The 26,378-nt window shown below is 27.6% G+C and carries 22 protein-coding genes and 1 tRNA gene; 17 read left to right on the top strand and 6 right to left on the bottom strand.

The window, feature by feature from the left end:
• The first annotated feature begins 202 nt into the window (after window positions 1–202).
• From Q0H31_RS08685 to Q0H31_RS08660, 6 genes are all read left to right on the top strand, one after another.
• On the top strand, window positions 203–742 hold the full coding sequence (locus tag Q0H31_RS08685) for a hypothetical protein (protein ID WP_295297305.1): 540 nt from the start codon (window positions 203–205) through the stop codon (window positions 740–742).
• Between the two features lie 230 nt (window positions 743–972).
• Window positions 973–1,710, top strand: coding sequence for a basic amino acid ABC transporter substrate-binding protein (locus tag Q0H31_RS08680; protein ID WP_295297303.1), 738 nt, complete (start codon window positions 973–975; stop codon window positions 1,708–1,710).
• Between the two features lie 27 nt (window positions 1,711–1,737).
• Entirely contained in the window at window positions 1,738–2,466 is a 729-nt protein-coding gene (locus tag Q0H31_RS08675) for a transporter substrate-binding domain-containing protein (protein ID WP_295297302.1), read from the top strand.
• A gap of 27 nt (window positions 2,467–2,493) precedes the next feature.
• Complete coding sequence (locus tag Q0H31_RS08670) at window positions 2,494–3,216, top strand: basic amino acid ABC transporter substrate-binding protein (RefSeq protein WP_295297300.1); 723 nt, start codon at window positions 2,494–2,496, stop codon at window positions 3,214–3,216.
• A gap of 27 nt (window positions 3,217–3,243) precedes the next feature.
• A complete protein-coding gene (locus Q0H31_RS08665) occupies window positions 3,244–3,957 on the top strand; it encodes an amino acid ABC transporter permease (protein WP_295297298.1) in 714 nt (237 codons plus the stop codon).
• A complete protein-coding gene (locus Q0H31_RS08660) occupies window positions 3,950–4,678 on the top strand; it encodes an amino acid ABC transporter ATP-binding protein (RefSeq protein ID WP_295297295.1) in 729 nt (242 codons plus the stop codon). The genes Q0H31_RS08665 and Q0H31_RS08660 overlap by 8 nt, the downstream gene beginning before the upstream one ends.
• Window positions 4,679–4,738: 60 nt before the next feature.
• On the opposite strand, the gene Q0H31_RS08655 is transcribed toward Q0H31_RS08660, so the two are convergent.
• Window positions 4,739–6,892: a U32 family peptidase gene (locus Q0H31_RS08655; protein ID WP_295297293.1), complete on the bottom strand. Its 2,154-nt coding sequence runs from the start codon at window positions 6,890–6,892 to the stop codon at window positions 4,739–4,741.
• A 439-nt stretch (window positions 6,893–7,331) separates the two neighbouring features.
• Between Q0H31_RS08655 and Q0H31_RS08650 the strand changes: the two genes are divergently transcribed.
• Window positions 7,332–8,204 carry an extracellular solute-binding protein gene (locus Q0H31_RS08650; RefSeq protein WP_295297290.1) on the top strand — a complete coding sequence of 291 codons (873 nt, stop codon included), beginning with the start codon at window positions 7,332–7,334 and terminating at the stop codon, window positions 8,202–8,204.
• Between the two features lie 15 nt (window positions 8,205–8,219).
• Here the strand turns inward: Q0H31_RS08650 and Q0H31_RS08645 are convergent, their stop codons facing one another.
• A complete protein-coding gene (locus Q0H31_RS08645) occupies window positions 8,220–8,384 on the bottom strand; it encodes a hypothetical protein (protein WP_157145940.1) in 165 nt (54 codons plus the stop codon).
• 371 nt (window positions 8,385–8,755) lie between these two features.
• Here Q0H31_RS08645 and Q0H31_RS08640 point away from each other — a divergent pair, with 371 nt between their 5' ends.
• The 4 genes from Q0H31_RS08640 to Q0H31_RS08625 all read left to right on the top strand — a co-directional run bounded on the left by Q0H31_RS08640 (window position 8,756) and on the right by Q0H31_RS08625 (window position 13,102).
• Entirely contained in the window at window positions 8,756–10,363 is a 1,608-nt protein-coding gene (locus Q0H31_RS08640) for a peptide ABC transporter substrate-binding protein (protein ID WP_295297287.1), read from the top strand.
• Window positions 10,364–10,470: 107 nt separating this feature from the next.
• The gene (locus tag Q0H31_RS08635; RefSeq protein ID WP_295297285.1) at window positions 10,471–11,364 is read left to right on the top strand and encodes an Abi family protein; all 894 of its coding nucleotides are present in this window, start codon (window positions 10,471–10,473) and stop codon (window positions 11,362–11,364) included.
• Window positions 11,365–11,478: 114 nt separating this feature from the next.
• Window positions 11,479–12,588: a chorismate mutase gene (locus Q0H31_RS08630; protein WP_295297283.1), complete on the top strand. Its 1,110-nt coding sequence runs from the start codon at window positions 11,479–11,481 to the stop codon at window positions 12,586–12,588.
• On the top strand, window positions 12,581–13,102 hold the full coding sequence (locus Q0H31_RS08625) for a shikimate kinase (RefSeq protein ID WP_295297307.1): 522 nt from the start codon (window positions 12,581–12,583) through the stop codon (window positions 13,100–13,102). Before Q0H31_RS08630 ends, Q0H31_RS08625 begins: the two co-directional genes overlap by 8 nt.
• A gap of 632 nt (window positions 13,103–13,734) precedes the next feature.
• Here Q0H31_RS08625 and Q0H31_RS08620 read toward each other — a convergent pair.
• Window positions 13,735–15,330 (bottom strand): peptide ABC transporter substrate-binding protein, encoded by a 1,596-nt coding sequence (locus Q0H31_RS08620; protein WP_295297281.1) that lies wholly within the window; start codon window positions 15,328–15,330, stop codon window positions 13,735–13,737.
• Between the two features lie 330 nt (window positions 15,331–15,660).
• On the opposite strand from Q0H31_RS08620, the gene Q0H31_RS08615 reads away from it, so the two are divergent.
• Window positions 15,661–15,852 (top strand): hypothetical protein, encoded by a 192-nt coding sequence (locus Q0H31_RS08615; protein WP_297286722.1) that lies wholly within the window; start codon window positions 15,661–15,663, stop codon window positions 15,850–15,852.
• Window positions 15,853–16,008: 156 nt separating this feature from the next.
• Here Q0H31_RS08615 and Q0H31_RS08610 read toward each other — a convergent pair whose 3' ends face one another.
• The gene (locus tag Q0H31_RS08610) at window positions 16,009–17,331 is read right to left on the bottom strand and encodes an NfeD family protein (protein ID WP_295297278.1); all 1,323 of its coding nucleotides are present in this window, start codon (window positions 17,329–17,331) and stop codon (window positions 16,009–16,011) included.
• Between the two features lie 290 nt (window positions 17,332–17,621).
• Between Q0H31_RS08610 and Q0H31_RS08605 the strand changes: the two genes are divergently transcribed.
• The 4 genes from Q0H31_RS08605 to Q0H31_RS08590 all read left to right on the top strand — a co-directional run bounded on the left by Q0H31_RS08605 (window position 17,622) and on the right by Q0H31_RS08590 (window position 24,091).
• Window positions 17,622–19,073, top strand: a complete 1,452-nt coding sequence (locus Q0H31_RS08605) for an amino acid permease (protein WP_295297276.1) — start codon at window positions 17,622–17,624, stop codon at window positions 19,071–19,073.
• A 2-nt stretch (window positions 19,074–19,075) separates the two neighbouring features.
• Complete coding sequence (locus Q0H31_RS08600; RefSeq protein WP_295297274.1) at window positions 19,076–22,228, top strand: glycoside hydrolase family 2 TIM barrel-domain containing protein; 3,153 nt, start codon at window positions 19,076–19,078, stop codon at window positions 22,226–22,228.
• Between the two features lie 313 nt (window positions 22,229–22,541).
• A complete protein-coding gene (locus tag Q0H31_RS08595; RefSeq protein WP_295297272.1) occupies window positions 22,542–23,555 on the top strand; it encodes an AAA family ATPase in 1,014 nt (337 codons plus the stop codon).
• Window positions 23,552–24,091, top strand: coding sequence for a hypothetical protein (locus tag Q0H31_RS08590; RefSeq protein ID WP_295297271.1), 540 nt, complete (start codon window positions 23,552–23,554; stop codon window positions 24,089–24,091). The genes Q0H31_RS08595 and Q0H31_RS08590 overlap by 4 nt, the downstream gene beginning before the upstream one ends.
• 129 nt (window positions 24,092–24,220) lie before the next feature.
• On the opposite strand, the gene Q0H31_RS08585 is transcribed toward Q0H31_RS08590, so the two are convergent.
• Complete coding sequence (locus tag Q0H31_RS08585; protein ID WP_295297269.1) at window positions 24,221–25,840, bottom strand: YhjD/YihY/BrkB family envelope integrity protein; 1,620 nt, start codon at window positions 25,838–25,840, stop codon at window positions 24,221–24,223.
• Window positions 25,841–25,891: 51 nt separating this feature from the next.
• Between Q0H31_RS08585 and Q0H31_RS08580 the strand changes: the two genes are divergently transcribed.
• Window positions 25,892–25,972, top strand: a tRNA-Leu gene (locus Q0H31_RS08580).
• Between the two features lie 11 nt (window positions 25,973–25,983).
• Here the strand turns inward: Q0H31_RS08580 and Q0H31_RS08575 are convergent.
• Entirely contained in the window at window positions 25,984–26,241 is a 258-nt protein-coding gene (locus Q0H31_RS08575) for a hypothetical protein (protein ID WP_295297267.1), read from the bottom strand.
• Window positions 26,242–26,378 lie beyond the last annotated feature (137 nt).

The raw sequence follows: 26,378 nt of genomic DNA, 5'->3' as shown, positions 1-26,378 counted from the left end.
AGCTATTTATATTATAAGGAATACCTACTTTATTTTAACTAAAAAACGTGCAATATCTATGGCTCCTAAACAAAAAAAATATAAAAATAGTGTTGCAAATTTATTAAATATATTATTAGCTATCATAATAAAATAATATGTTAAACTATTTTTCATTTATTTCGTATATTATAGTATATTTAAGTTTGTGGGATAAAAAATTATGACAAAGAATATTACATTAATTATATTATTTTTATTTACTTTAAATCTATACCCTATCGCTACATCAAAGCAATATGATAATTGGAAAGTAAAAACTATTGTATATGACGGCACAGATAAAAAAACTGTTACAATGTCTTTAAACCTTGATGATAAATTAGAAGTTTATATAGCTTCAAGAAAAGAGCAATTAAACATCACAATTACTTGGTATAAAGATAAGATTAATAATGATGATGCCATAATATTATATAATTTTGACAATAAACAAACAACAGAAATAGAGCCAATAGTTCGTTCAGAAAAGAATAATTTTGATATACTCTATACTGTTTCTCCGTCATTTGGCATAGTTCAGGAAGAAGAGATGATTAACTTTTTTAAAGATTTAATTAATCATAACACTATGACAATAAAGCCGTATAGACAATCAAAAAATATATATAATGTAGATTTAAAAGGCATTAAAGAGGCAATAGAATACACCGATTTTTCTAATACTCTGTTTGATAAATATAAAACCCGTATTTTAAAATAACTTGACTTTTTTATTTGCTGTATTATAATTAAGAACAATTGCGGAGTTGATTTATGAGTAACTGTTTTTCCAAAGTAAAAATACTCTCTTTTTTTCAAGTATTAATCAGGCGTTAAGCCTAATTGCATATCTTTTATTTTAATCAATAAAAACACATTTTATTAATAATAACAATAACTATATTAATATCATGTACTTTATACACATAAAAAAATTTTAGGAGATAAAAAATGTTTAAAAAAATAATAATTATTACATCATTACTTTTAATATCTTTATTAGCTTTTATGAGCTGCTCTCAAAAAGAAAACAAACTTTATGTTGGAACTAATGCAGAATTTGAACCTTTTGAATATAGAGACGGAGAAAATATTGTTGGTTTTGATATAGATTTAATTAATGAGATAGCTAAAATTATGAAACAAGATATTGAAGTTGTAGACATGGCTTTTGACGGTTTACTTCCTGCTTTACAATCTAAAAAAATAGATATAATTATTGCCGGTATGACTGCAGATGAAGAGAGAAAAAAGTTTGTTAATTTCACAGACCCTTATTATAACACTCAACAATCTATATTAGTTCATAGTGATAATAAAGATATTATTGGATTTGATAGTTTACAAGGCAAAAATGTTGGTGTTGTATTAGGTTTTACAGGGGATTTAATTGTAAGTGAGATGTCTAATGTAAATGCTCAGAAATATGGTGCTACATCAGAGGCTATAATAGCATTAAAAAGTAAAAAAGTAGACGCTGTAGTTTTAGATTATGAACCTGCTAAACAATATTTCAATCAAAATGATGATTTAAAATTAGTTATTACAGATTCTAAAAATGAAGAATATGCCATTGCTATGAGAAAAGAAGATACAGAATTACTTAAAAAAGTTAATGATGCTTTAAATACTATAAAAGAGAACGGCACTTATGATATGCTTATAGAAAAATATTTTGAAAGTAAATAAAAAAGATTGAGTGGGAGATAATAATTAATGAGAAATATATTGTTAAAAGTTGTTTTATCTATTTGTTTAGCGGCTGTATTGTCTTGCAGTAAAGAAGATAGTGATGTTTTGTATGTGGGTACTAATGCTGAATATCCTCCTTTCGAGTATTTAGATGAAAATGGAAATGTTGCTGGATTTGATATTGATTTGATGAATGAGATAGCTAAAATTATAGGAAAGAAAATAGAGATAAAAGATATGACTTTTGACGGTTTAATACCTGCTTTAGAAGCAAATACTATAGACATTATAATTGCAGGTATGACTGTAAATGAAAGCAAAAAGAAAATAATGAATTTTTCTATACCATATTATGAAGTAAGACAAAACATTATAGTGTTAGATAATAATACTGATATTACTAATTTATCATCTTTAAATAACAAAAGAGTTGCGGTTGTTTTGGGATATAGAGCAGATAATATTTTAAGCACAAATGAAGCTGTAACACTTGAAAGATATAACCGTACGGCAGATACAGTTCTTGCATTGCAGTCCGGCAAGGTTGATGCTGCTGTGATGGATTCTCCTGTTGCTATTGGATATGTAAAAAATAATGAAGGCTTAAAAATAGTAGACACTTATTCTGATATACAGGAATTGGCTATAGGTTTTAGAAAGAAAGATGTTCAGCTTATGGAAGATGTTAATAATGCCATGAATATATTACAGACTAATGGTGTTTATGATAGTTTATTAGAAAAATATTTTTAAGTGAAAGCTTTTTAAGGAAATTGGAAAATGAAAAAATTATTTATATTATTAGCGAGTATAATGATTTTATCTTGTGCTAAAGAGGAGAGTGATGTTTTATATGTAGGCACTAATGCTGAATACCCTCCTTTCGAGTATTTAGATGAAAATGGAAATGTGGTTGGATTTGATATTGATTTGATGAATGAAATATCAAGATTAATAGGAAAGAAAATCGAGATAAAAGACATGACTTTTGACGGTTTAATACCTGCTTTAGAATCTAAAACTATAGATATACTTATAGCAGGAATTACAGCCACAGAATCAAGAAAGAAAGTTATTAATTTTTCTAAGCCTTATTTTGAATCACAGCAGGCTATTATAGTAAAAGAAGATAATAATTCTATCACAAATTTTGACAGCTTAAATAATAGTTATACAGTGGGTGTTGTTTTAGGATATGTTGGTGATGTTGCTTTAACAGAGAGTAAGAAAGTTGAAAAAATAGAGAGATTTAATAGAACAGCAGATACTGTAGTGGCATTACAAAGCGGAAAAATAGATGCTGCTATAATGGATTATCCTATAGCTGTTGGTTATATAAAAAACAATGAAGGGCTTAAGGCTATTAAAACAGATTTATCTATACAAGAACTTTGTATTGGTTTTAGAAAAGAGGATACTAAGCTTTTAGAGGAAATAAACAAAGCTTTGGATACTTTAAAAGAAAACGGCAAATATGATGAGCTTGTTAAAAAGTATTTTTAATATAATTGTATAATTTGAGGAAAGCAGATGACAGAATATTTAGAGTTGCTTAAAGAAGTGTTTATAGCCAATCATAGATATATGTATATGATTAAGGGGCTTTTATTTTCTATAGGAACTACTCTATTTGCTACAATTATTGGTATAGTTCTTGGCATATTTATTGCTTTGATGCAATTATCTCATATTTATCCTTTAAAAAATATTAAAGGCTTTGAAACATTTAATCCTATATCAAAATTAGCATTTGGGTATGTTAATTTAATAAGGGGTACACCTGCTGTTGTGCAGCTTATGATTTGGGCTAATGTTGTATTTGTGGGAGCTTTAAGAAATACGCCTATACTTATTATCTCTGCTATAGCTTTTGGGATTAACTCTGCTGCTTATGTTGCTGAGATTATAAGAGCTGGTATTGAAGGGCTTGATAAGGGACAGATGGAGGCTTCAAGAGCTTTGGGGCTTAATTATGGGCTTTCTATGAAAGAGATTATTATACCGCAGGCTATTAAAAAGATACTTCCTGCTTTGGTGAGCGAGTTTATTACGCTTATAAAAGAGACTTCTATTGTCGGCTTTATAGGGGGGGTTGATTTGCTTCGTTCGGCTAATATCATCACTAGCCAAACTTATAGGGGGGTTGAACCGCTTATTGCTGTGGGCATAATATATTTGATATTAACTTCTATCTTTGCGGTATTTATGAGAAAGGTAGAGAAGGGGCTTAAAGAAAGTGATTAAAGTAGAAAATTTACATAAAAAGTTTAATCAATTAGAAGTGTTAAAGGGAATAGATGTTAATGTTGAGAAGGGTGAGATTATTGCTATTATAGGACCTTCCGGAAGCGGTAAATCTACTTTTTTAAGATGCATAAACAGACTTGAAGAGCCTACTGACGGAAAGATATTTATAGACGGTGAAAATATTTTAGATAAAAAAACTGATATAAATAAAATAAGAGAAAAGGTTGGAATGGTGTTTCAGCATTTTAATTTGTTTCCTCATAAAACAGTAATGGAAAACATTATATTAGCACCTATGAAGTTAAAAGGCTGCACTAAAGAACAAGCAGAAACTAAGGCTCTTGAGCTATTACAAAAAGTTGGGCTTGTTGAAAAAAAAGATACATACCCTAATAAACTTTCAGGCGGACAGAAACAAAGAATTGCTATTGCAAGAGCTTTAGCTATGGAACCTGAAGTTATGCTGTTTGATGAGCCTACTTCGGCATTAGACCCTGAGATGATTAAAGAAGTTTTAGACGTTATGATAGATTTAGCCAAAGACGGTATGACTATGCTTATAGTTACTCATGAGATGGGTTTTGCTAAAAATGTTGCAAGCAGAATACTATTTATGAATGATGGTATTATACTTGAAGATGAAACTCCTGAAGAGTTCTTTAATAATCCTAAACATAGCAGAACTAAAGAGTTCTTGTATAAGGTTTTAAACAAATAGTTTTTATAAAAATATATAAATATTTATAATTAAGAGGTGAGATTTTAATCTTGCCTCTTATTATTTTATATAAATCTCTCCTGTTTTATTTTTTATATTTTCTAAAATGAAGCTTGTTTTATTATAAACTCTTACACAATCAAATATTACAACATTTCCTTTGTGGTCAATAATATTTTCTTCTTTGCATTTAGAGCATCCTACAGACATACTCTTTGGACAAAATGCAAAGTTCATAGCAGGAATTAAACCTTCTTTTATAGATAATGTATGTTTTAAATTTTTAGGAGCCTCAATAGCAGATATAACAGTATCAATTCCTAATTTGTATAACAAGTCTACAGTGTGATTATTAATTGCATTAAGCCCAATGCCAGCCCATAATATAGCTTTTCCTTTTAGTGCTTCAATATGCCCCAAGTTATTGCATATCACAATCATGCCGCTTGTTTTCTCTACTATGCTTTTTATCACTTCAATGTCTTTATCAAATGTTACATGTGGCAAAATTATTCCGTCTATTTTTTTATTTTCAAAAAGCTTTATTATATTTTCATCATAAACACTTGGAAATAATATTTTTTTATCATAATGAATATCAGAATATAAATTAATTTTCTCTTCGCTGTTAGCAATTAAAACTTTTATATTTGTATTTGGATAATTAATATTTGTGTATATATTTTTATTATAATTAATTTCTTTAGACTTCATTAAAACATTTTCTAATTTTTCAATTAAGTTTCTTCTTGCTTCATTTAAAATTTTTACAGGTATAAAAGGATTTTTAAAATTCTCTTCTATATTAATATTTTCAAATTCAAATACAGTGCCTCCCGTTTTTGAAAGAGAATTAACAACATCTTCTTTAGTTGTTGCTTTAGTTTTAGCTTCTTGAATTGTATAATCGCTTATATATTCTACATTGTTTAATCTATCATCATATTTGCTTGTAACTATCAATTTTATTTTTTCATTATTAAACCCAATAATACAATTCAAATCAAGCAAATGCTTAAAGTTATCGCTTTCAATTATTTTCTCTGCCTCGTCCATTTGAAGTTTATCAGTAGTTCTATAAACCTCATCACCCACATTTACATTTTTTATAACAGCCGAAAAACTTAAATTTCCTTTTGCTCTTTTTACCCTAACATTATCTTTATACAAATCAGAAATCTGCATTCCTACCTGTCCGCTATCTCCAAATGAAAGCCCATCATAAACATTTAATTCTTTTTCTGCTTTGATATATATTTTATTTTTCTTGTATGCTGCAACTTCCCCTATATATTCTCCATCATGGCTTGGCTTATAATTTTCAAAAATATCTTTTGAGTTGTAATAATATCCTTGAGAAAATCCGCCTCTATTAAAAATCTTCATTAAACTTTCTCTATATTTTTGGGTAGGTATATCTTTATTTTCTAAAGCCAAATCAATTGCATGCCTATATATTGAAGTAGTGATTGCTGCATATTCGCTTCTTTTAGCACGTCCTTCAATTTTAAAAGAGGTTATTCCGCTTTCAAGTAAATTTGGAATTATATCAATAGTCATTAAGTCCTTAGTGCTTAGAGGATAATCGGTTTTTCCTCCAGTGTATTCCATTCTGCAAGGCTGAGCACATGCTCCTCGGTTTGCACTTCTTCCGCCATGCAAATAAGAATAGACACATTGCCCAGAAAAACTTACGCATAAAGCTCCATGCACAAAAGTTTCAAGTTCTATATCTGTGTTATCTCTAATATATTTAATATTCTCTAAACTCATCTCGCGTGCTAATACAACTCTATCAATTCCTATACTTTTAAGAAGTTTTACACTATCCAAATTATTACAAGACATCTGCGTGCTTGCATGCATGGCAATAGTTAAATTATTTCTCACAATATCAATAATTCCTAAGTCCTGCACTATAATGGCATCGGCTCCCAAATTATAAACGCTTTTTATTAGAGGAAGAACCTTATCAATCTCATCATTATAAACCAAAGTATTAACTGTAATATAAACATTCACATTTCTTAATTTTGCAAACTTTATATTTTTTTCTAAAGCCTTTTCATCAAAGTTTTCTGCAGCACCAACTCTTGCATTAAAACTTTTAGTGCCAAAATACACAGCATCAGCCCCAACATTAACAGCAGCCTTTAACCCTCTTTCATCTCCAACAGGTGCGAGCAGTTCTATTTTTTTGTTTTTATTATTCAAGTTCTTTCCTAATTTACTAAATTTTTATTATTTTGGGGACTAGTCCCCAACCCCCTACTTCTTTTGGTGACCCAAAGAAGCAAAAGGACTATATTTAAAATAATTTAAGTTAATGATATTAAAACATTTACATATACTAAAATACAAAAATTGATAAAATATAGTATCTTATGTATATATTGTTAAACTATAGCATATAAGAAAATGAATTCAAGTGCTAAATAGGTTTTTGAGTATTAAATTTTATATTATAAATATTAACTTATTAAAAGTTATAGCAGCATGAAAAATATATAAAAAAACATAAATATCATTGAAAATATTAATTTTTCGTATAAAATACAGTCTTTATTTTTTAGAAGTTATTTTTTTAATAATAATTAAAAAAGGAGAAAAAATTAAAATTTCACGATTTTATTTTTCACATAATTTTTATTATGTGCTTTTTTTAACATTATCTAATAATACTCTTTTTGGGCAAAAATTAGATAAAACTAAATTAGATTTAAATTATTATAAAAAATTTAAAGGCGAAAACAAAATACTAAATATATGCAATTGGGGCGAGTATATAGCCGACGGTTCTGATGATTCTATGGATATAGTAAAAGAATTTGAAGAGCTTACAGGTATTAAAGTTAATTATACTACTTTCAATTCTAATGAAGAGCTTTATATAAAATTAAAATTAGGAAATACTGATTATGATATTATATTTCCTACAGATTATATGACTATAAGAATGATTAGAGAAGGTTTAGTGCAGAAAATGAATATAGATTTACTTCCTGCTAGAACTAATATAGACCCTTTTTTCTTATCATTAGCTTATGATAAAAACGGAGAATATACTATTCCATATACTTGGGGAATGAGCGGCATAATATACAATACTAAAGAAGTTGATGTTAAGCCTGAAGATGTAAGCTGGTCTTTATTGTTTGATGAAAAATATAAGGATAAAATATTAATGGCTTATGGTCTTAGAGATTCCTTTGCTGCAGCTAAAGGACATTTAGGATACAATGTAAATAGTACAAATGAAACAGAAATAAGAAACGCTTATGAGGCTTTGAAAAAACAAAAACCTATTGTGCAGGCTTATGTTATGGATGAGATATTTGATAAAATGGAATCAGAATCTGCTTATTTAGGAATTACTTATGGCGGAGATGCTTTAAGAACTATAGCAAATAATACTAATCTTAATTTTGCAATTCCTATAGAGGGCGGAAATGCTTTTGTTGAATGCATAGCCATACACTTGATTAAAAGCATTTTGATTATACTTTTTATAAAGCATTTTGTTTAATTTTCTTGTTCTCATTTAAGAACCTCCTATAGAATTATTTATTGAATTATTAATAAAAAAACTTTGTAAAAAACCTGAAAAAATACCTAAAGCTAAAGGAAAAACTATAAAAATAATAAAAGCTATAAGAAATAACAGCAATATTATTATTATAATTTGTTTAAATAGTTTATCATTCATAAAAACACCTACTTATATTTATTATATAATCTATAATAATTATATGTATTTTTTCAGGCTTTTCAAGCACTTTACCGCAATCATTACATTGATAGAAGAAAGGTCATACAAAAGGAAACATCAAAAACTCCTTAATTATTAATTTAGTTTATATCCATTAATTAGGATTATTAAATTTTCTGCTATTTATTAAACTTGATGTATCATAATATGTCATAACTTATTCCTAAAACTCTATACTCTAATAATACACTATTTATTTAAAAACGCTATAAATTTTACATGCTATTAAAAAATCTCTATTGACTTTATAAGCATTAATTAATAGAATAATGAACTTAAATAACATAAATAACTTAAAGAGAGAAAAAATGAAAAAAGCTATATACATTATTTTTTTAGTATTATTTATTTTTATATCATGCAATAATAATAACAAAACATCTTCAAACAACGAAATATCTATATCTATTGGAGGAGAACCTAAAACTTTAGACCCTACATTAAACTCACTTAGTTTCGGTTCAATATATATGATACATTTCTTTGAAGGGCTTACAAAAAAAGATAAAAATGACAATGTTGCAGCTGGTATGGCTAAAAGCTGGGATATATCTCAAGATGGTCTCACATACACTTTTTATTTAAGAGATGATGCTAAATGGTCTGACGGCGAAAAAGTAAAAGCTCAAGATTTTGAATATGCTCTAAAGAGGGCAGCCGACCCTAAAACAGCAGCAGCCTATTCTCATATGCTTAATGTTGTAAAAAATGGAAGTTTAGTGATAAGCGGCAAAACTAATGTTGATGCTTTAGGAGTGAAAGCCATTGACGACAGCACTTTAGAAATTGTATTAGAAAATCCTACTCCATATTTCTTAGAATATTTATCTGTGAGCAGTGCATATTTTCCTGTGAGAAAAGACATTGTGGAAAAATACGGCGATGATTGGTCAAGAAACCCAGAAACATATATTGTAAATGGTGCTTATGTGATGACAGAGAGAAAAACCGATGAAAAAATTGTTATGGAAGTAAACACTAATTATTATGATAAAGAAAGCATTGTTGCTAAAAAAATTAATGTTATTATAATGAGCGATTCAAATACTTCTCTTGCTGCTATAAAAAGAGGCGATATACAATTTTCTGTAATTGAAGCCCCGCTTGGAGAGATATCTTCTCTTATAAAAGAAAATTATATATTACAAGAGCCTGCTTATGGAATATATTTTTTAGAGATTAATTCACAAAAAGGAGTGCTTACAAATAAAAATATAAGAAAAGCATTAGCATTAGCATTTGACAGAAACTACATAATATCAAACATTACAAAGATGAACCAAACTCCGGCATATGCATTTGTAGCCTATGGAATGAAAGATAATAATGGTAATGACTTTAGAGAAAATGGAGGCAATTATCTTGACCTTGGAAGCTACAGTGAAAACATAAAAGAAGCTAAAAGACTCATGGAATTATCAGGATACACAAACGGTGAAAATTTCCCTGTGCTTGAAATAAGAACTACACCGGGATATTTTACTTTAATATGCGAGGCTATGCAGGAGATGTATAAAGAGAATTTAGGAATAGATGTTACAATAAAGTCTGAAGAATACAACGAAACATTTCAGGCTATGGTTGAGAAGAATTATGATTTAGCAAGAAGCGGTTGGACTGCAGACTATAGCGACCCTTTAGCTATGATTAGTTTTTTCTCGGAAGTAAGTGCTGTTAATCATAGCGGGTTTAGCAGCAAAGAGTTTAACGATTTATTAAAATTTGCTTCAAGTACAACTAACACAGAAGAGAGAACAAAAGCATTGCATAAAGCAGAAGATTTAATATTTGATTATATCCCTATAATACCAATAATATATAGAATGGACCCATTTATGATTAATCCAAAATTAAAGGGAGCAATATTCAATCCGCTTGGAAGATATAGATTTCATTATGCGTATTTAGAGAAATAATTTAATTGACAAAAATATCATATTGTATATAATATAAATAACAGGACCCCCAGCATGCCATTTTTATGGCGTGGACCATGGGGGACATTTTTTATTGGTCTAATTTTATGGATATAAAACGTCCTTATAGATATGAAGAACAGCTTCAAAAATTAAAAGATAGAGGCTGTGTTATAGATAATGATAAAAAATGTATATCTATACTTAAATCAATAAATTACTATCGTTTTAGTGCTTATTTCTTACCATTTAAACAAACTGATGATTCTTACATCAGCGGAACTTCATTTGAAAAAGTTTTTAATATTTATGAGTTTGATAGAAAATTGCATGCTATATTATTTAATGCATTAGAAGAAATTGAGATTTTTATTCGTGCAAAAATTGCATATTATCATGCTCATAAATATGGAGCATTGGGATATTTAGATGAAAAAAATTTTTATAATACAAATTCCAGTCAAAAACATATAAATAAAAAGATAGAATATCATAAAAATTTTATGAAAAAATTTAAAAAAGAAGTTGAGAATAATAAAAAAATTTTATTTGTCAAACATCATATAAATAAATATAACTCTAAATTTCCAATATGGGTTGCAACTGAAATATTCACGTTTGGAATGTTATCAACTTTTTTTGCTAATTTAAAATTAGAAGATCAAAAAATATTGGCAAAGGATATGTATAATATTACTGATAAAAAATTAAAAAGTTGGCTTCATTGCTGCACAGATTTAAGAAATATATGTGCACATTACGGCAGACTTTATTATAGAATTTTTTCATCTATTCCAAAAGAAATGAATCATTTACATAACGATTCAAAAAGAAAATTATGGGGTGCTATTTTAACTGTTAAAGAATTATATCCTTTTAAAAATAAATGGAATATAGAAATACTTCCAAATTTTATTAAACTTATTGATGAATATAAACATTATATAGATTTTACTCATATAGGATTTCCAGAACAATGGAAAGATTATTTAAATAAATAACAAATATTTTTTAATATTAATTTTTAAGTGTACACTTTACAATTTTTAGCCTTTTTGTATAATTATCGCTAATAGTAAGATATTATTAATATGCTTTATAAAGGTGAAATATAAATGGAAGACTTAAAAGATTTAAGAAAAAAAATTGATGAGATAGATAAAGATATTGTAAGATTAATAGATGAGAGAATGAAAGTTAGTGTAAAAGTTGGAGAGATTAAGAAAAAAAACAATGCTCCGATATTTGACCCTAAGAGAGAAAAAGAGGTTATAGCAAGCAAGATAAATCTTCTTGAAAATAAAGAATTATCCAATTTAATTACTACTATTTATAATGATATAATGTATACATCTAAGCAGATTCAAAAGCACTTGATTGATAATAATAAAAAAAATAATGATAATAAAAAAATAAAATATGACTCTGTTATAGCGTATCAAGGAAGAGAAGGCGGAAACGGTTATGAGGCTGCTAAAAAGTTTTTTGGAGATGATGCTAAATTAATAAAGAAAAAGAGTTTTGAAGAGGTGCTTGAGAGTATAAGAAGTTCTGAGAGTTATTATGGTGTTTTGCCGCTTGAAAATTCTTCTACAGGAATGGTTAATGAGGTGCTTGATATACTTGCTGATTATAATTGTAAAATAGTTGGTGAGGTTTATCTTACAATAGAATATGCACTTATGGCAAATAAAAATACTAATATTAATAATATAAAAAAAGTAATATCACATCATCAGGCATTAAAGCAATGTTCTAATTTTATAAAAGAGAATAATTATGAAGAGATTTTCTCTACAAACACTGCAGAAGCTGCTTTTCTTGTATCAAACAGCAATGACGATTCTTTAGCTTCTATATCCAATAAAAATGCTTATAATATTTATAATTTAAACATCTTAAAAGAGAATATTGAAAACATAAAAGGCAATACTACAAGGTTTATAGTAGTGAGCAATTATGATAATGCTCTAAACTCTGGAAATAAGATGACTATGAGATTTTTACTTCCGCATGAAAATGGTTCTCTTGCTAATGTTTTAGATAAACTAAAAATATTTAATTTAACATCTATAGTAAGCCGTCCGCATGTTGAAAGAAAGTGGCAGTATTATTTTTATATTGATATGGTTGGAAATTTTGAAAGCGATGAAGCTAAAAACATTTTTGAAGAGTTTAAAAATAGTGTAGAAAATTTTATAGTTCTTGGAGTTTATGATGAATAATTTGAAAAGCACTATATTTGTTATTGGTCTTCCGGGTAGTGGAAAGACTGATTTATCAAAACTTTTGGCAGAATATATTAACTACACTTTTTTTGATATGGATAAGGTTATAGAAGATAGAGAGCAAAAAACTATAAGCAAAATATTTGAAGATAGCGGAGAAGAATATTTTAGAGAAGTAGAAAGCAATATACTCGAAGAGTTATCTAATATAAAAAATACTGTTATATCTACCGGCGGCGGAAGCGTATTAAAAGAAAAAAATAGAGTTTTGATGCGAGAGCGAGGCATAGTTATTTTTATCGACAGACCCGCCGAGCTTATAGTAAAAAATATAAATGTATCCAAACGTCCATTACTCGTGCAAGATAAAAACAAATTGATAAAATTATCTGAAGAGAGAGATGAATTATATAGAGAATGTGCATCAGTAATTTTTAATCATAACAATTGGGATAATGATGTAAAAGAAACATTTAAAAAATTCTATGAATGTATAGGTTCATATATTTAGTTTTTAAAATAGTTCTATTTATAAAAAATAATTCAACGCACGGTAAATGAAATTACATATATTATTTAAATTATATTATCATAAAACATATTAAATTAAATATTTGGTCGTGCGGTAAATAAGCATCAAATTTAAAAAATGCTTGGGTGGGACACAAAAATAACAATTTAAACAAAAAAGAAAAATAATTTAAAAACATCAGATAACACAGAAAGCCTTGAGGGAGGGGAACGTAATTAAATTTTAAAACTTTATTTACATACCCCGCCCTTTATTCTTTATAGCTTGTTTTTTAAATTTTAATTTAAATTATTTTTATTGCCTTTTTAGAAATGTTAACGCCCGCCCAAGTTTTTATTAAGTTTAAAATATTTGTTAACGCACGGTTGGCCGGTATTAATTTTTTGATTTATTGCAATTATTAATAAAATTTATATTTTATGCTTTGTTTACCGTGCGGTAAAGCAGCAACAAATTTAAAAAACGCTTGGGTGGGGCTGAAAATAAGAGTAATGCACAAAAAATAAAACTAAAATAAAAATAGCAAATAATCTAAAAAGTCTTGAGGGTGGGGAGTGTAATTAAGTTTTAAAATTTTAATTATATCCCCACTTGTTTTTATCAAAATAAAATTACTTCTCTACATAAGCATAAAAAAATCTTGGAGGTATTACATTACTTATCATAACATCTCTTAACTCTGGTCTAACAAGTATCACTCTATTATAAAAATATAAAGGAATAAAAGGCATATCCTCCATTAATACATCTTCTGCTTCATGCAATGTTTTCATTCTTGATATTTTATCGCCATTAGTGAGTGCAGACTGAATTAATTGTTCATATTCTTTATTATAATAGCTTCCTGTATTTTGAGGGCTATAGCTTAAAAATGTATCTAAAAATGTCATAGGGTCATTATAATCACCCATCCAACCTGAACGTGCTATTTCAAAGTTTTTATCTCCCCTTGTAGTTTGCATAAAAACTCCCCATTCAAGCTGATTAACTCTCGCATCTATATTAAGATTTTCTTTCCACATCTGCTGAATAGCCTCAAATATATTTAACGAACTTTGAGATTCTACACTATATTCCAACACAGGAAAGTTGCTTCCATTGCTGTAACCTGCTTCTGCCAATAGCCTTTTAGCTTCTTCTATGTTTTTTTGATAATCATTCTCATCTACGCTAAAATAATTTCCGCCTTTTTCTCTAAAAGAACCTTCTATATCAAATACAGAATATGGTACTAATGCCGCTGCTGGTATTTCATTTCCTTTTGTAACTTTTTCTACTATATAATTTCTATCTATTGCTAAAGAAAGAGCTTTCCTTACATTTTTATCTCTTAATACTTCGTTTGTTGTATTTATAGATAGAAAATATATTCCAAGCAAAGGCACATAATCAATATATCCTTCTTCTGTTAATTTTGGTATATCCTGTAATGGAGGATTGCTTCCAAATAATAATGTTCCGTCTTGTATTGATGCAACTATTGTATTTGGATTATCCAATAATGAAAAAGTTATTGTTTGAGGTATTATAGTATCTTTGTTCCAATAATTAGTATTTTTTTCCATTACTATTTTATCGTTATTTATATGTTCTTTAACAAAAAAAGGTCCATTTCCAATATATTCTTCTTGAGTCCAAGCATCGCCGTATTTATCTATTATATCTTTTCTAAGCGGGCTATATATTGTAATAGAAAGTAAATCCAAAAAATATGCTGTAGGGCTTTCTAAGTTTACTTCTAATGTATAATCATCAATGGCTTTTACTCCAAGTTCTGTTAGTGGCAATTCTCCTTTTATAATTTTTGATGCGTTTTTTATTGGGTTTAATTGATAGCTTACAGAGCTTGCTACCTTTGGATCAACCGCTCTTTGCCATGCATATACAAAATCATTTGCTGTAACTTCTTTTCCATCAGACCATTTAGCATTTGTTCTTAAATAGAATGTGTATGTTAAATAGTCATCACTAATATCCCAACTTTCAGCTACTGCTGGTATTAACTTATCATCTTTATCTCTTGAAGTTAATCCTTCAAATGTATGTGCTATATATGCTGAACTATCATATGTTTCTGTATATGTAGGGTCAAGAGTTTTTGGTTCCGGACCTATATTTACTATTAGAGAATTATCTGTATTATTTTTACCGCAAGATATTATGAAATAAATTGTTATAAAAGATAATATTAAAATATATTTTTTCATATTATGTCCTTTAATTAATTTTTAGAAATAAAATTATTATATTGATTGTTTTTTTATATAGACTAACTGCCTACTTTAGCGTTGAAATGTCTGGAGGAATTTTATGCTTTTGATAGAATATAAAATAAAAAAATATGTTTTTTAAAAGTTCCATATATTATCCAATACTTTAATTATAAACCATATTAAAATAATGTATATATTTTTATTAAATAATAAAATAAAATACTAAACTTTTTTATAGATTGCCGTTAATTATTATAGTTAATTAATTTAAGGAGAAATTATATGACTATAAGCAGTATATCTTCTAATAACAAAGCTATGCAAATGAATGCTACTTCAATTACTACTAAACCAAATATAGTAGAAGTAAAACCTACTAATATTAATCAGCAGGCTCAAAATATGTCTCCTCTTTCCAGCAGATATACTTATGCTATGGGAAGAGATGGTAAAAGATATATACTTCAGCTTAGAATAGATATAGCTTCAGTAAGAGCTTTCAGTGTTTTAGCTTAAAAAATTATATTGTAAACTTATAAACTAATTATTATTTGCTGCATAAAGCAATAAATATCTTCACAAGTCATTTTTCGCAAATCGAAAAAGCAAGTGAAAATATATAGATAGCTTGCAAAACTAATTTGTTTAAAATACATTAATATTTGCTGTAGATTATTCTTTTATCTCTTTCACCACTATCTTATTACCATTTACAAGTATTACTTTTAACTTGGCATCTTTTTGTATAAACTCGCCTTCACTAATAGCATCATATTTTTTATCATCAATTAAAATGTTTCCTGATGGTCTAAAAGGCGTATAAGCTATTCCCTCAAGACCAAGTAAATCATCATAAGACTCGCTTGAATGATATCCTGATGTATCTGTTTCTAAGAACATCTTACTTTTAAACACTTTAGATTTTGTCATAAACCTTGCCATTAATATAATAAGTATAATATCTATGATAAGTGAAACAAAAATTACAAATACAGCTTGAGATATATTAGCTATTCCAAAAGACATAAATATACTTGCAAATATGGCAATGATTCCAGCAATTCCTGTAACTCCAAAACCCGGTATAACAAAAATCTCTAAAGCAAGCAAAATTATACCAAGCAAAAACACAGCAGGCGAAATAAATCCGCTGTCGCCAATAAAAAATTGTGCCGTAAAAAATAAGAAGAAACATACTATAGCAACCACACCGCCTATACCAAACCCAGGTGTTTTTATCTCTAAATATATTCCAGCTATAGCGATTGATATTAATATGCTCAACACTGCAGGATTACTTAAAAATCTCAAAATAAAATCATACTGACCTTCTTCAAAATTTATTATCTCATAATCATCAATATTTTTTATTTTTAATATTTCTTCTACAGAGTTTGCCTTGCTATTTGCAATATTTATTTTTACAGCTTCATCAGCACTCAATGTAAGGAGTGTTTTATCGTCCAAATCAATACCGTCATCTCTTTTAGTTAATACAATAGTTTCATCAACCATAGCCTCAGCAGCCTTTGCATTTTTTTTAGAGTGTTCAGCAGAAGCCCTCATAGCAGCACGCATAGCACTAACTTCTTTTTCGCTTGCCTTCTTTGGTTCTCCGCCTTGAAGATATACAGGAGTAGCCGCCCCTATAATACTTCCATCAGACATGTAAATTTCTGAGCAGCTCAAAGATATTAAAGCTCCCGCAGATAATGCATTTTTGTTTATATATGCTGTTACAGGTATATCACTTTCTATCAATGCATTTTTTATCTCTAATGCAGACGACAAAAGCCCACCCGGTGTATCAATTTCAAGTATTATCAAAGAAGCATCATTTTTTTTAGCCTCTTCTAATCCATTTTTTATATATGAGGCGTACCATCTATTTACTTCTTGAAACTCTAATTTTTTTATAACATATACTTTATCTTTTGCATATATGTTTGAGAAAATAATTATAAATAAAATAAAAATGTAAATAGTTTTTTTCATTTTGTTTGCCTATATTAAAATATTTATTTTTTTAATTATATATTAAAATAAAAATATCTAAAAGAGCAATTATTGATATTTATTTTCTAATAAAATTATATTTTATATGTATTATTAATTTCACAATATTGTTATATATAACAACGCATAAAAACTTCTTGTAGTAATTTTTTTGTTAATAAATGTATTTTTTTTATACTTTTTTGTAAAAAAAATGAGAATTTTTGTTGATTAATAAGTTTTAGTGAATATACTCTATATTATTAATTTTTCAATATAGGAGTTATAAAATGTCAAACGATAGAAAGACTATAGGATCTTTTGCCCTGTTAATGATGACTTTTACGGCTATATTTAGCTTTAACCAAGTTATCAATAACAGTGTAAGCATAGGTCTCGCTAGTATTCCATCATTTATGTTTGCTACTATAGCATACTTTATACCATTTTCTTTAATGATAGGGGAATTTGCTTCGGCCAACCCAGACAGTGAGTCTGGATATACAAGCTGGATAAAAAGCTCTTTAGGCGATAAATGGGCTTTTGTTGCCTCTTGGACTTACTTCTTTGTAAACTTGTTTTTCTTTTCTTCAATATTGCCTGGAATGATCATATCATTATCATATACATTTTTAGGTAAAAACATATTTCCAGAAGAAGGCTCTTTAATAGTATCTATAATATCAATTATTTTATTATGGATAGCTACTTTCATAACTACAAAAGGAGCTAAAGGTATATCAATGGTTACAAATATATCAGGCAGTGCTAGATTGATTATGGGTATAGTATTTATAGTAATAGCATTTGCTTTGGTATTTATATTCGGCAAAGAACCGGCTCAAACTTTTTCTGCTGAAACTATAACACCAAAATTTGATTTTAATTACATAGCAACTTTTGCTTGGATATTACAAGCTGTTGGAGGAGCTGAAAGTATAGGGGTATATATTAAAGACTTAAAAGGCGGAAATAAGTCGTTTATAAAAACTATGATATTTTCAGCATTGTTTGTTGGAGTAGTTTATTCTTTGGGTTGTATAGCTGTTGGACTTATTATACCAACTAATATATTGGAAAATAATTATAGTAATGTTATGTATGATGCTTTTAATTTATTAGGTGCTAATATTGGTATCACTAAAGGGATTTCTAATGTGGTTGGACTTATTTTGTTTTTAGCTTCTGCAGGCAGTTTAGTATTATGGGCATCTGCACCTGTAAAAGTATTTTTCTCTGAAACACCTAAAGGAATATTGCCTGAAAAAATTACAAAACTTACTGATGACGGAACACCTGTCAATGCATTGTATTTGCAGGCTATAGTTGTTAGTATTATATTAATCATACCTGGTCTTGGAATAGGCGAAGTTGATGGATTATTAAAATTTTTGATAAATATGACAGCTTCTACATCTTTATTGCCTGTATTATTCTTTTTAGTAGCTTATATTAATTTTAGAAGAAATCATGAACAAACAAAAAGAGATTTTAAATTATCTAATAATCCTACTATAGGTATATTGTGCGGTGTGTTATTGCTTATATTATTTTCTATAACATTTATCATATCAATAGTGCCATTAGAGTCTATATTTATATTAATGAAAGGCGGTACATTGCCTAAAGGAACACCTCACCCAGTATTTGCAGTTTTATATCAAATTGGCGGTGTAGTAATATTTTTAGGTTTTGCTTTTCTATTATGGTATAGAGGACAAAAGAATAATAAATGGAGTTAAAAATGAAAAGAGAATACAAAGATTTTGAAAATATACATTTAATGCATAGAAATCGTTTAGATGCTAGAACATCATTTGTAGCATATAAAAATGAAGAGGCGGCATTATATGGCGATAATTTAAACACTTATGGATATTCACTTTTAAATGGAGCTTGGGATTTTAAGTTTATAGAATCTACAGACTATGCACCTAAAAATTTCGAGAAGAAAGATTATTTATTAGATGAGAGCTGGAATAAAGTATCTGTACCGCATAATTGGCAGTTAGATGGATATGGAAAGATGCATTATTCTGATTTATGGTACAATTTTTCTATAAGACCACCTTATGTACCTTCTTTTAATCCTACTGGATTATACAGAAAATATTTTAATGTTTCTGCTGAGGATGTTAAAAATAAAATGATAATTAGATTTCATGGTGTTGATTCTGGTTTTCATTTTTGGGTTAATGGAGAGTTTGCAGGCTTTTCTAAGGGGGCAAGATTAACTGCGGAATTTGATATATCTAAATTTGTAAAAGAGGGTGAAAACTTAATTGCTGTTAAAGTTTATCAATGGACTGACGGTACTTATTTAGAAGATCAAGATATGTGGTGGCTTAGCGGAATATTTAGAGATGTTGAGCTTTTAGTAGAGCCTAAAAATGGAATATTTGATTTTACTATAAATACTTTTATGAAAGATAATTATACAAAATCAGATTTATCAGTTAAATTAGATGCTTATGAAGATTGTAAAAATAGAAAGGCTTTAATTAAGCTGCTCGATAAAAATAATAATATAGTATTTGAAGAAGAAACAAATTTTGAAAACAAAAATATAAAATTCTCTAAAGAAGTTTCAAATGTATTATTATGGAATGCTGAAGAGCCAAATTTATATACATTGGTTATAAATGTAATTGAAAATAATAATACTATAGAAACTATTACTCATTGTGTAGGTTTCAGAGATATAGATGTTGATACTAAAAACAAACAGTTTAGAGTTAATGGAACTCCTATTTTAATAAAAGGGGTAAACAGACATGATTATCATCCGGTATACGGAAGAGTGGTTTCTGAAGAAGACATATTAAAAGATATGTTATTAATGAAAAAACATAATATTAATGCCATAAGAACTTCTCATTATCCTGATTCTCCTTATTTATATAAATTAGCTGATAAATTAGGATTCTATGTAATGGATGAAGCTGATTTGGAATGTCATGGTTTTGAATTATCTACACATTATACTTGGATTACAGATGATAAGGATTGGGAAGAAGCTTATTTAGATAGAATTATAAGAACTCTAAAAAGAGATAAAAACCATCCTTCTATTATTATGTGGTCTTTGGGTAATGAATCGGCATTCGGATGTAATTTTGTTTCTATGGCTAAATATTGTAAAGAAGCAGATCCTACAAGATTGGTTCATTATGAAGGCGATATGAAAGTTGAGGTTGCTGATGTAAATAGTACAATGTACACTTGGATTAAAGAAAGATATAGTCCTGGAAGATTGATGAAAGACATTATTGCTACTACTACAAAACCTCATATTTTATGCGAATATTGTCATGCTATGGGTAATGGACCTGGAGGATTATTAGAATATCAAGAATTATTCTATAAATATCCTTTCTTACAGGGCGGATTTATATGGGAATGGTATGATCATGGTATATTGCAGCATGATGAAAATGGAACTCCTTATTATGCTTACGGCGGGGATTTTGGCGATGACCCTACTAATGGAAACTTCTGTATTGATGGTTTATTAATGCCTGATAGAGTGCCTTCTCCTGGTTTGATAGAGCTTAAAAAAATATTTGAACCTGTTTTAGTTGAAATACTAGACAGCGGCAGCTATAAAATAAGAGTAACTAACAGATATGATTTTATCACTCTTGATCATTTAGAATTAAACTGGAGTATATGTAACTCTGAAAATGAAGTTATATACAGTGATACTATTTATGAAGAGATTAAAGGTATTAAACCATATACTTCTAAAGAGTTTACTATTAATGTAGATAATTTCAATATTAAAGTTGGAGTTGATTATTATCTAAATATAGTATTTAAATTAAGAAAAGAAAATGCATGGGCAACTACTGAACATAAAATAGCAACAGCACAATTCTTATTGCCTGTTAAAAAAGAAAGCCCTGTTATTAATCTAACTTCTAAGCCAAAAATAATAGAGAAAGATTTTGAGTATGAAATACATAGTGGTAAATCTATAATTAGATTTGATAAAGTATTGGGTAATATAATAACTTGGAGTTATGACGGAGAGCTTATTATAAAAAAAGGTCCTGCTTTAGGATTCTGGAGAGCTCCTATAGATAATGATATGTATATATTAGAGGAATGGAAAAAACAATACTTTGTACATCTAATGAGAGAATCTACTGAGAGTGTTGTATTAAAAGAAACAAACAATTCTATAATAATAGAAGTAGATACAATAAACTCTGCTCCTAATGCTGCTTGGTATTATGAATCTAAGTACATATATGAAGTGTTAGATGACGGCAATGTATTATTATCTGTATCTGGAAAGGCATCAGGTATGAAAGAACCTCACCCATCTCTATTATCATCTGAAGGTTCTGCAAGCGAAGCTATGAGAGGATTATCTGTAATACCTAAAATGCTTCCTAGAATAGGATTAGATTTTGAAATAGCTAAGGAATATGATTTATTAAGATGGTACGGAAGAGGTCCTGGTGAATCTTATTCTGATTCAAAACAAGCTAATCTATTTGGAGTATATGACTCAGATGTAGAATCAACTCATACTAACTATGTTAAACCTCAAGAGAATGGAAACAGAACAGATGTTAAATGGGTAAGATTACAAAGTATGCGTCAAATAGGGCTTATGGCTGTAGCTGAAAAGAGTATGGATTTTAGTGCTCATTTCTATACTATAAGTGATTTAGAGCAAGCTAAGCATAGACATGAAATCAAAAAAAGTGACTTTATATCATTTAGATTGGAATATAAACAAAACGGACTTGGTACTCATTCATGCGGACAGGATCAATTAGAACCTTATAGATGTAAATTTGAAGATTTTGAGTTTAAAGTAAGATTGAGTGCATATTCTGCAAAAGAGATTTCTGATTATATAGAAGCTAAAAGAAGATATAAATAATAATATATAAAAATAATAGATATGGTTATAATTGTTAAATTATAGCCGTGTCTATTATTATATAAAACTATTTGTGTTGCAAAATTAGCGAATTATAATATTTGAAAATTAAATAAACAAATTATTATTTTTATCAACTTTTTTGTTGTTCTTTTTCTCGCTGTTATACGGTGTGGACTTTGTCAAAGTTGCAAAAAGTGCATTTTTAATAATATTTATATGCTAACTATAAAATGTTTAATTTTATTAAATATTTGAAATAATAAAAATATATTATAGAATATTATCATAATGTTATAATTAGGTTATTTTTATGATACAAAATTTTGAAATTCGTGATTACAGACAATTTAAAAATGCCAAGTTTAATAATTTTGCAAATGTTAATTTATTCGTAGGCGAAAACGATACAGGAAAAACTACAATATTAAAATTTTTATATTGTATAAGTCATCAACTTAAAAACATAAAAAATAAAAATATGAGAGTTTGTAATATATTTCAGTATATTAATAATCTTTATACTTTTAATAATTTTCAATATGGAGTAAGTTATACTCCTACTTATAAACTAAAAAATCTTTATTTATATAATGAAAGTACAATTGATTTTAGTATCTCTGTTGTAAATAGTAATAATACTATAATCAATTCAAATAATAAAATTAATGGTTACAATTATGATTATAAACCTCTGTTCATACCTGCTAAAGAAATTTTATCAATTATGAATTCTATTATTTATCTTAAAAATCAAAATATAGAAAGTGGATTTGATGATTCATATACTGATATAATTTACGAAATACTTGCTAAAAAAAATATTGATGAAAAAGAATTATTAAGCTTTTTTAAAAACAAATATGATTTTTATAATGGCAATATACAAATAGATAAAAATACTAATGCTGTTAATTATTATAAAAATGACGGCAATATTTATAATATTAATATAACGGCTGAAGGAATAAAAAAATTAGGAATATTTGAAGTTCTTCATAGTACAGGCAATTTAACAAAGAAAAGCATTTTATTTATTGATGAGCCTGAAAACAGTTTGCATCCTAAAATGGTTCGTGAGCTTATGAGATTTTTAGTTGATATTTCAAAAGAAGGTGTACAAATATTTATGGCTAGTCATAATTCATTTGTATTAAATCAGCTTAGCAATATTGCTGTAAAAGATAATTATCCTATAAATGTATATTTCTTTATAAAAGAAGATAATCATACGAGAATAGACGGAGCTTATGATTTATCAAAAGAGTTTCCAGATAATTCAATATCTGATGAGGCTTATGATATGTTTGTGGAGAGTAAAAGTTGAGCGATAATACTGAATGGCTTATAGAGTTTAAAGATAATTCATATTTTAGACTTTCTGAAAATAAATTCTACATAAAAAATCAAAAAAATTACGAAGTTTGCCAAGATAATAATGAAAAAAATTATGGCGGAATGAAAGAAATGGATTTTTGTTATTGTCATGATATGCATATTGATTTAATAGAATGTAAAAAATCAGATAGTCCATCTAAAAGAGCATTAAGAGAAGATTGTACGGATAAGGCATTGCATTCTTCTGCTTTATTAAAAACAGCATTATATTCTAAAAATAATTATATATTTGAAGTATTAAATAAATTAAATAAAAATTATTCTGGTGATGAAGAATTAAAAATATATATTATATTTGAAAAATTAGATGCAAAATCAAAAACAAACTTTATAGATGTTTCAAGAGAAATAGAAGGTAGTATTAAAAAATTTTTAATATGCCCATTAGGTAAAATGTGGAATATTAAAGAAGTACAAGTTTTAGATTATAAAACAGCTAAAAAGAAACTTGAATATATTAAATAAATTCTTATACCTTACAAATATAAAAATATCGATAAATAATAAATAAAATATATAATAAAAATTATCCTTCTTAAAAGGATTTTTTAATGATAATAAATGCTATTAGTTATAGAAGAAGAATAACTAAAATTATTTCTTTTTATTCATAACCGAGCTAAAAAGCGTTGTATTATAATCTTTAGGCGTTATTGCTTTATTTTGATATATAATATTCTTATATTTATCATTGCGGTTAAGATGTTTACTTCTAAACCCGCCAGTCATTTTTAAATTATACAAAATATCTCCTATAGTTATATGCTCGGGAGGACATGCTAATGTATATGAAGTTGTTGTACCGTCTACTATTTTTACTATATATTTAGCCTGTTCTAAAGAGTCTGCTATATCATTCAAAACAGAAGGAGCTACTTTTAAATCTCTTGCCAAATCATACATAGACATGCATTTTTTATTATTCATAAATCTATATGCTATTGTATGCATAAACTCTAAAGCGATAAGCTCCTTTTCTGCAAAAGATAATTTTATGTTTGTTACATCCACACCATAAGACCTGAAATATTGAAGCGAGTATGTTAACTCTGCACCAAACAAAATAATTATCCATACAATATAAAGTAAAAGCAAAAGCACAGGTATCTGAGCAAAGGCACTCGCTGATGATAACTCTGCAGGTTCTATACTTGTTAGAATAGAGTTTTCGCTTGTAATTGTTACTATGTCATCTAATTGGAAATTATACTTTCTCACTTGCTCATATATGTTTGGAGCAAAGTTTGTAAAAAATAAATTATTACTTGAAATAATTTCTCTTTCATAAGTAGCAGCAGATATTCCTGTGCCTTCATCTTCTATTATTCTATAACTTATTCTATCTAATTTTATATCTGATAAATCATTTTTATTATTTAGCAGATTTACTTCTCTCACAATATATTCTGTTTTATATTTATCGCTGTCAAATATTTGTTTATAATTTTTTACATTTATATTTAATTTAAAATATACACTAAATAAAGTGATAATAGCAACAGCCACAAGCACAGAAGATATTAAAGCATTAGACCAATTAACTTTAGTCTGCGGTACTAATACATAAGAAAACAATACAAGCATACTCATAGCAATAACAGGAGTAACCCAAGATATTAATATTCTTAAAATAGCAGGCAAAGAATATAAAGCTATAGAAGAATAAGTTATTAGAGTAAAAGATATACCAATAGAAACAGGAATTAATATTAGAAGTGCAATATAATTTACTGCAACTCTTGGTATAGAAGTTCTAATTTTTACACGCCAAATTTTTATAAGTGATTTCTGAATATTATGAAGTATCAAACATGCACTTACTAAAGTGGATATAACACCTATAATACCAAAGCTTGCTAAATCTGTATTATCAGCAATATTTAAAATCTGCCTCACCATAGGTTCGTAGAAAGGAGCATTTTTTTCCATCCAATCAAATATTAAAATGAATATGTTTTGATAAATATTAAATATCCTAAGCACAAACAAACCAACTATTAAAGCTGGTATAAAAGAAAGAGTAACAAGATAAGTTAAAGATGCTGCTCTTATTGTACAATCATCTTTAAAAAAGTCTGTTATTGCAAATGTTATTACTCTGTATAAGTTAATTAAGAATCTATAAACAGGCTTTACATTAGCAGTATCTATAGAATAAATTTCCTTTTGAAAAAAAGTTTTGATTTTGTTTGTAAAAAATTTAACTTTAGTCATAAAACACTTCTTGCAAAAAAATATTTTTAATGTATAATGAATGATACAAAAGCGAGGGTGGCGGAACTGGCAGACGCACTAGACTTAGGATCTAGCGCCCTAGGCATGAGGGTTCGATTCCCTCCCCTCGCAAATATATATCTCTACTTATTATCTTCTTTATCCTTCACTTCTACAGAAAATTTACACTTATTACATATCTTCTTATATCCATTGTATGTCTTTATTATTCTCATAGAATTTTTAGTGTTGCAAAAAGGACAATCCTCATGATTTCTAAATACTATAGAAGATATAAGATCAACTATTTTACTAATACCAGATACAAAAAATAGTATCCCAAACATGGAAATAAATATTATTAATATAATAATAATAAATATAATAAATATAATGTTCACAATAATCCCTTTCTATAGATTATAACCTAAAATGCCTTTTTTTGAAAGGATAATTTTTAGAATAATATGCACAGGAGCCAGACATATTGCAGTTAGGAATTCCTTAATTTCTTAAAGTATAGCATAGGTGTATCATA

It is taken from the genome of uncultured Brachyspira sp. (assembly GCF_934747485.1).
In the GTDB taxonomy this organism is placed as follows: Bacteria; Spirochaetota; Brachyspiria; order Brachyspirales; family Brachyspiraceae; genus Brachyspira.
This window is presented reverse-complemented; position numbering and strand designations above follow the sequence as displayed.

What these genes read in the sequence shown, in the direction of transcription:
- Q0H31_RS08595 (WP_295297272.1), top strand. Translation starts at nt 22,542, where the DNA reads ATGATACAAAATTTTGAAATTCGTGATTACAGACAATTTAAAAATGCC.
- Q0H31_RS08645 (WP_157145940.1), bottom strand. Translation starts at nt 8,384, where the DNA reads ATGAATGATAAACTATTTAAACAAATTATAATAATAATATTGCTGTTA.
- Q0H31_RS08635 (WP_295297285.1), top strand. Translation starts at nt 10,471, where the DNA reads ATGGATATAAAACGTCCTTATAGATATGAAGAACAGCTTCAAAAATTA.
- Q0H31_RS08620 (WP_295297281.1), bottom strand. Translation starts at nt 15,330, where the DNA reads ATGAAAAAATATATTTTAATATTATCTTTTATAACAATTTATTTCATA.
- Q0H31_RS08640 (WP_295297287.1), top strand. Translation starts at nt 8,756, where the DNA reads ATGAAAAAAGCTATATACATTATTTTTTTAGTATTATTTATTTTTATA.
- Q0H31_RS08615 (WP_297286722.1), top strand. Translation starts at nt 15,661, where the DNA reads ATGAATGCTACTTCAATTACTACTAAACCAAATATAGTAGAAGTAAAA.
- Q0H31_RS08630 (WP_295297283.1), top strand. Translation starts at nt 11,479, where the DNA reads ATGGAAGACTTAAAAGATTTAAGAAAAAAAATTGATGAGATAGATAAA.
- Q0H31_RS08680 (WP_295297303.1), top strand. Translation starts at nt 973, where the DNA reads ATGTTTAAAAAAATAATAATTATTACATCATTACTTTTAATATCTTTA.
- Q0H31_RS08685 (WP_295297305.1), top strand. Translation starts at nt 203, where the DNA reads ATGACAAAGAATATTACATTAATTATATTATTTTTATTTACTTTAAAT.
- Q0H31_RS08625 (WP_295297307.1), top strand. Translation starts at nt 12,581, where the DNA reads ATGAATAATTTGAAAAGCACTATATTTGTTATTGGTCTTCCGGGTAGT.
- Q0H31_RS08675 (WP_295297302.1), top strand. Translation starts at nt 1,738, where the DNA reads ATGAGAAATATATTGTTAAAAGTTGTTTTATCTATTTGTTTAGCGGCT.
- Q0H31_RS08600 (WP_295297274.1), top strand. Translation starts at nt 19,076, where the DNA reads ATGAAAAGAGAATACAAAGATTTTGAAAATATACATTTAATGCATAGA.
- Q0H31_RS08665 (WP_295297298.1), top strand. Translation starts at nt 3,244, where the DNA reads ATGACAGAATATTTAGAGTTGCTTAAAGAAGTGTTTATAGCCAATCAT.
- Q0H31_RS08605 (WP_295297276.1), top strand. Translation starts at nt 17,622, where the DNA reads ATGTCAAACGATAGAAAGACTATAGGATCTTTTGCCCTGTTAATGATG.
- Q0H31_RS08610 (WP_295297278.1), bottom strand. Translation starts at nt 17,331, where the DNA reads ATGAAAAAAACTATTTACATTTTTATTTTATTTATAATTATTTTCTCA.
- Q0H31_RS08585 (WP_295297269.1), bottom strand. Translation starts at nt 25,840, where the DNA reads ATGACTAAAGTTAAATTTTTTACAAACAAAATCAAAACTTTTTTTCAA.
- Q0H31_RS08670 (WP_295297300.1), top strand. Translation starts at nt 2,494, where the DNA reads ATGAAAAAATTATTTATATTATTAGCGAGTATAATGATTTTATCTTGT.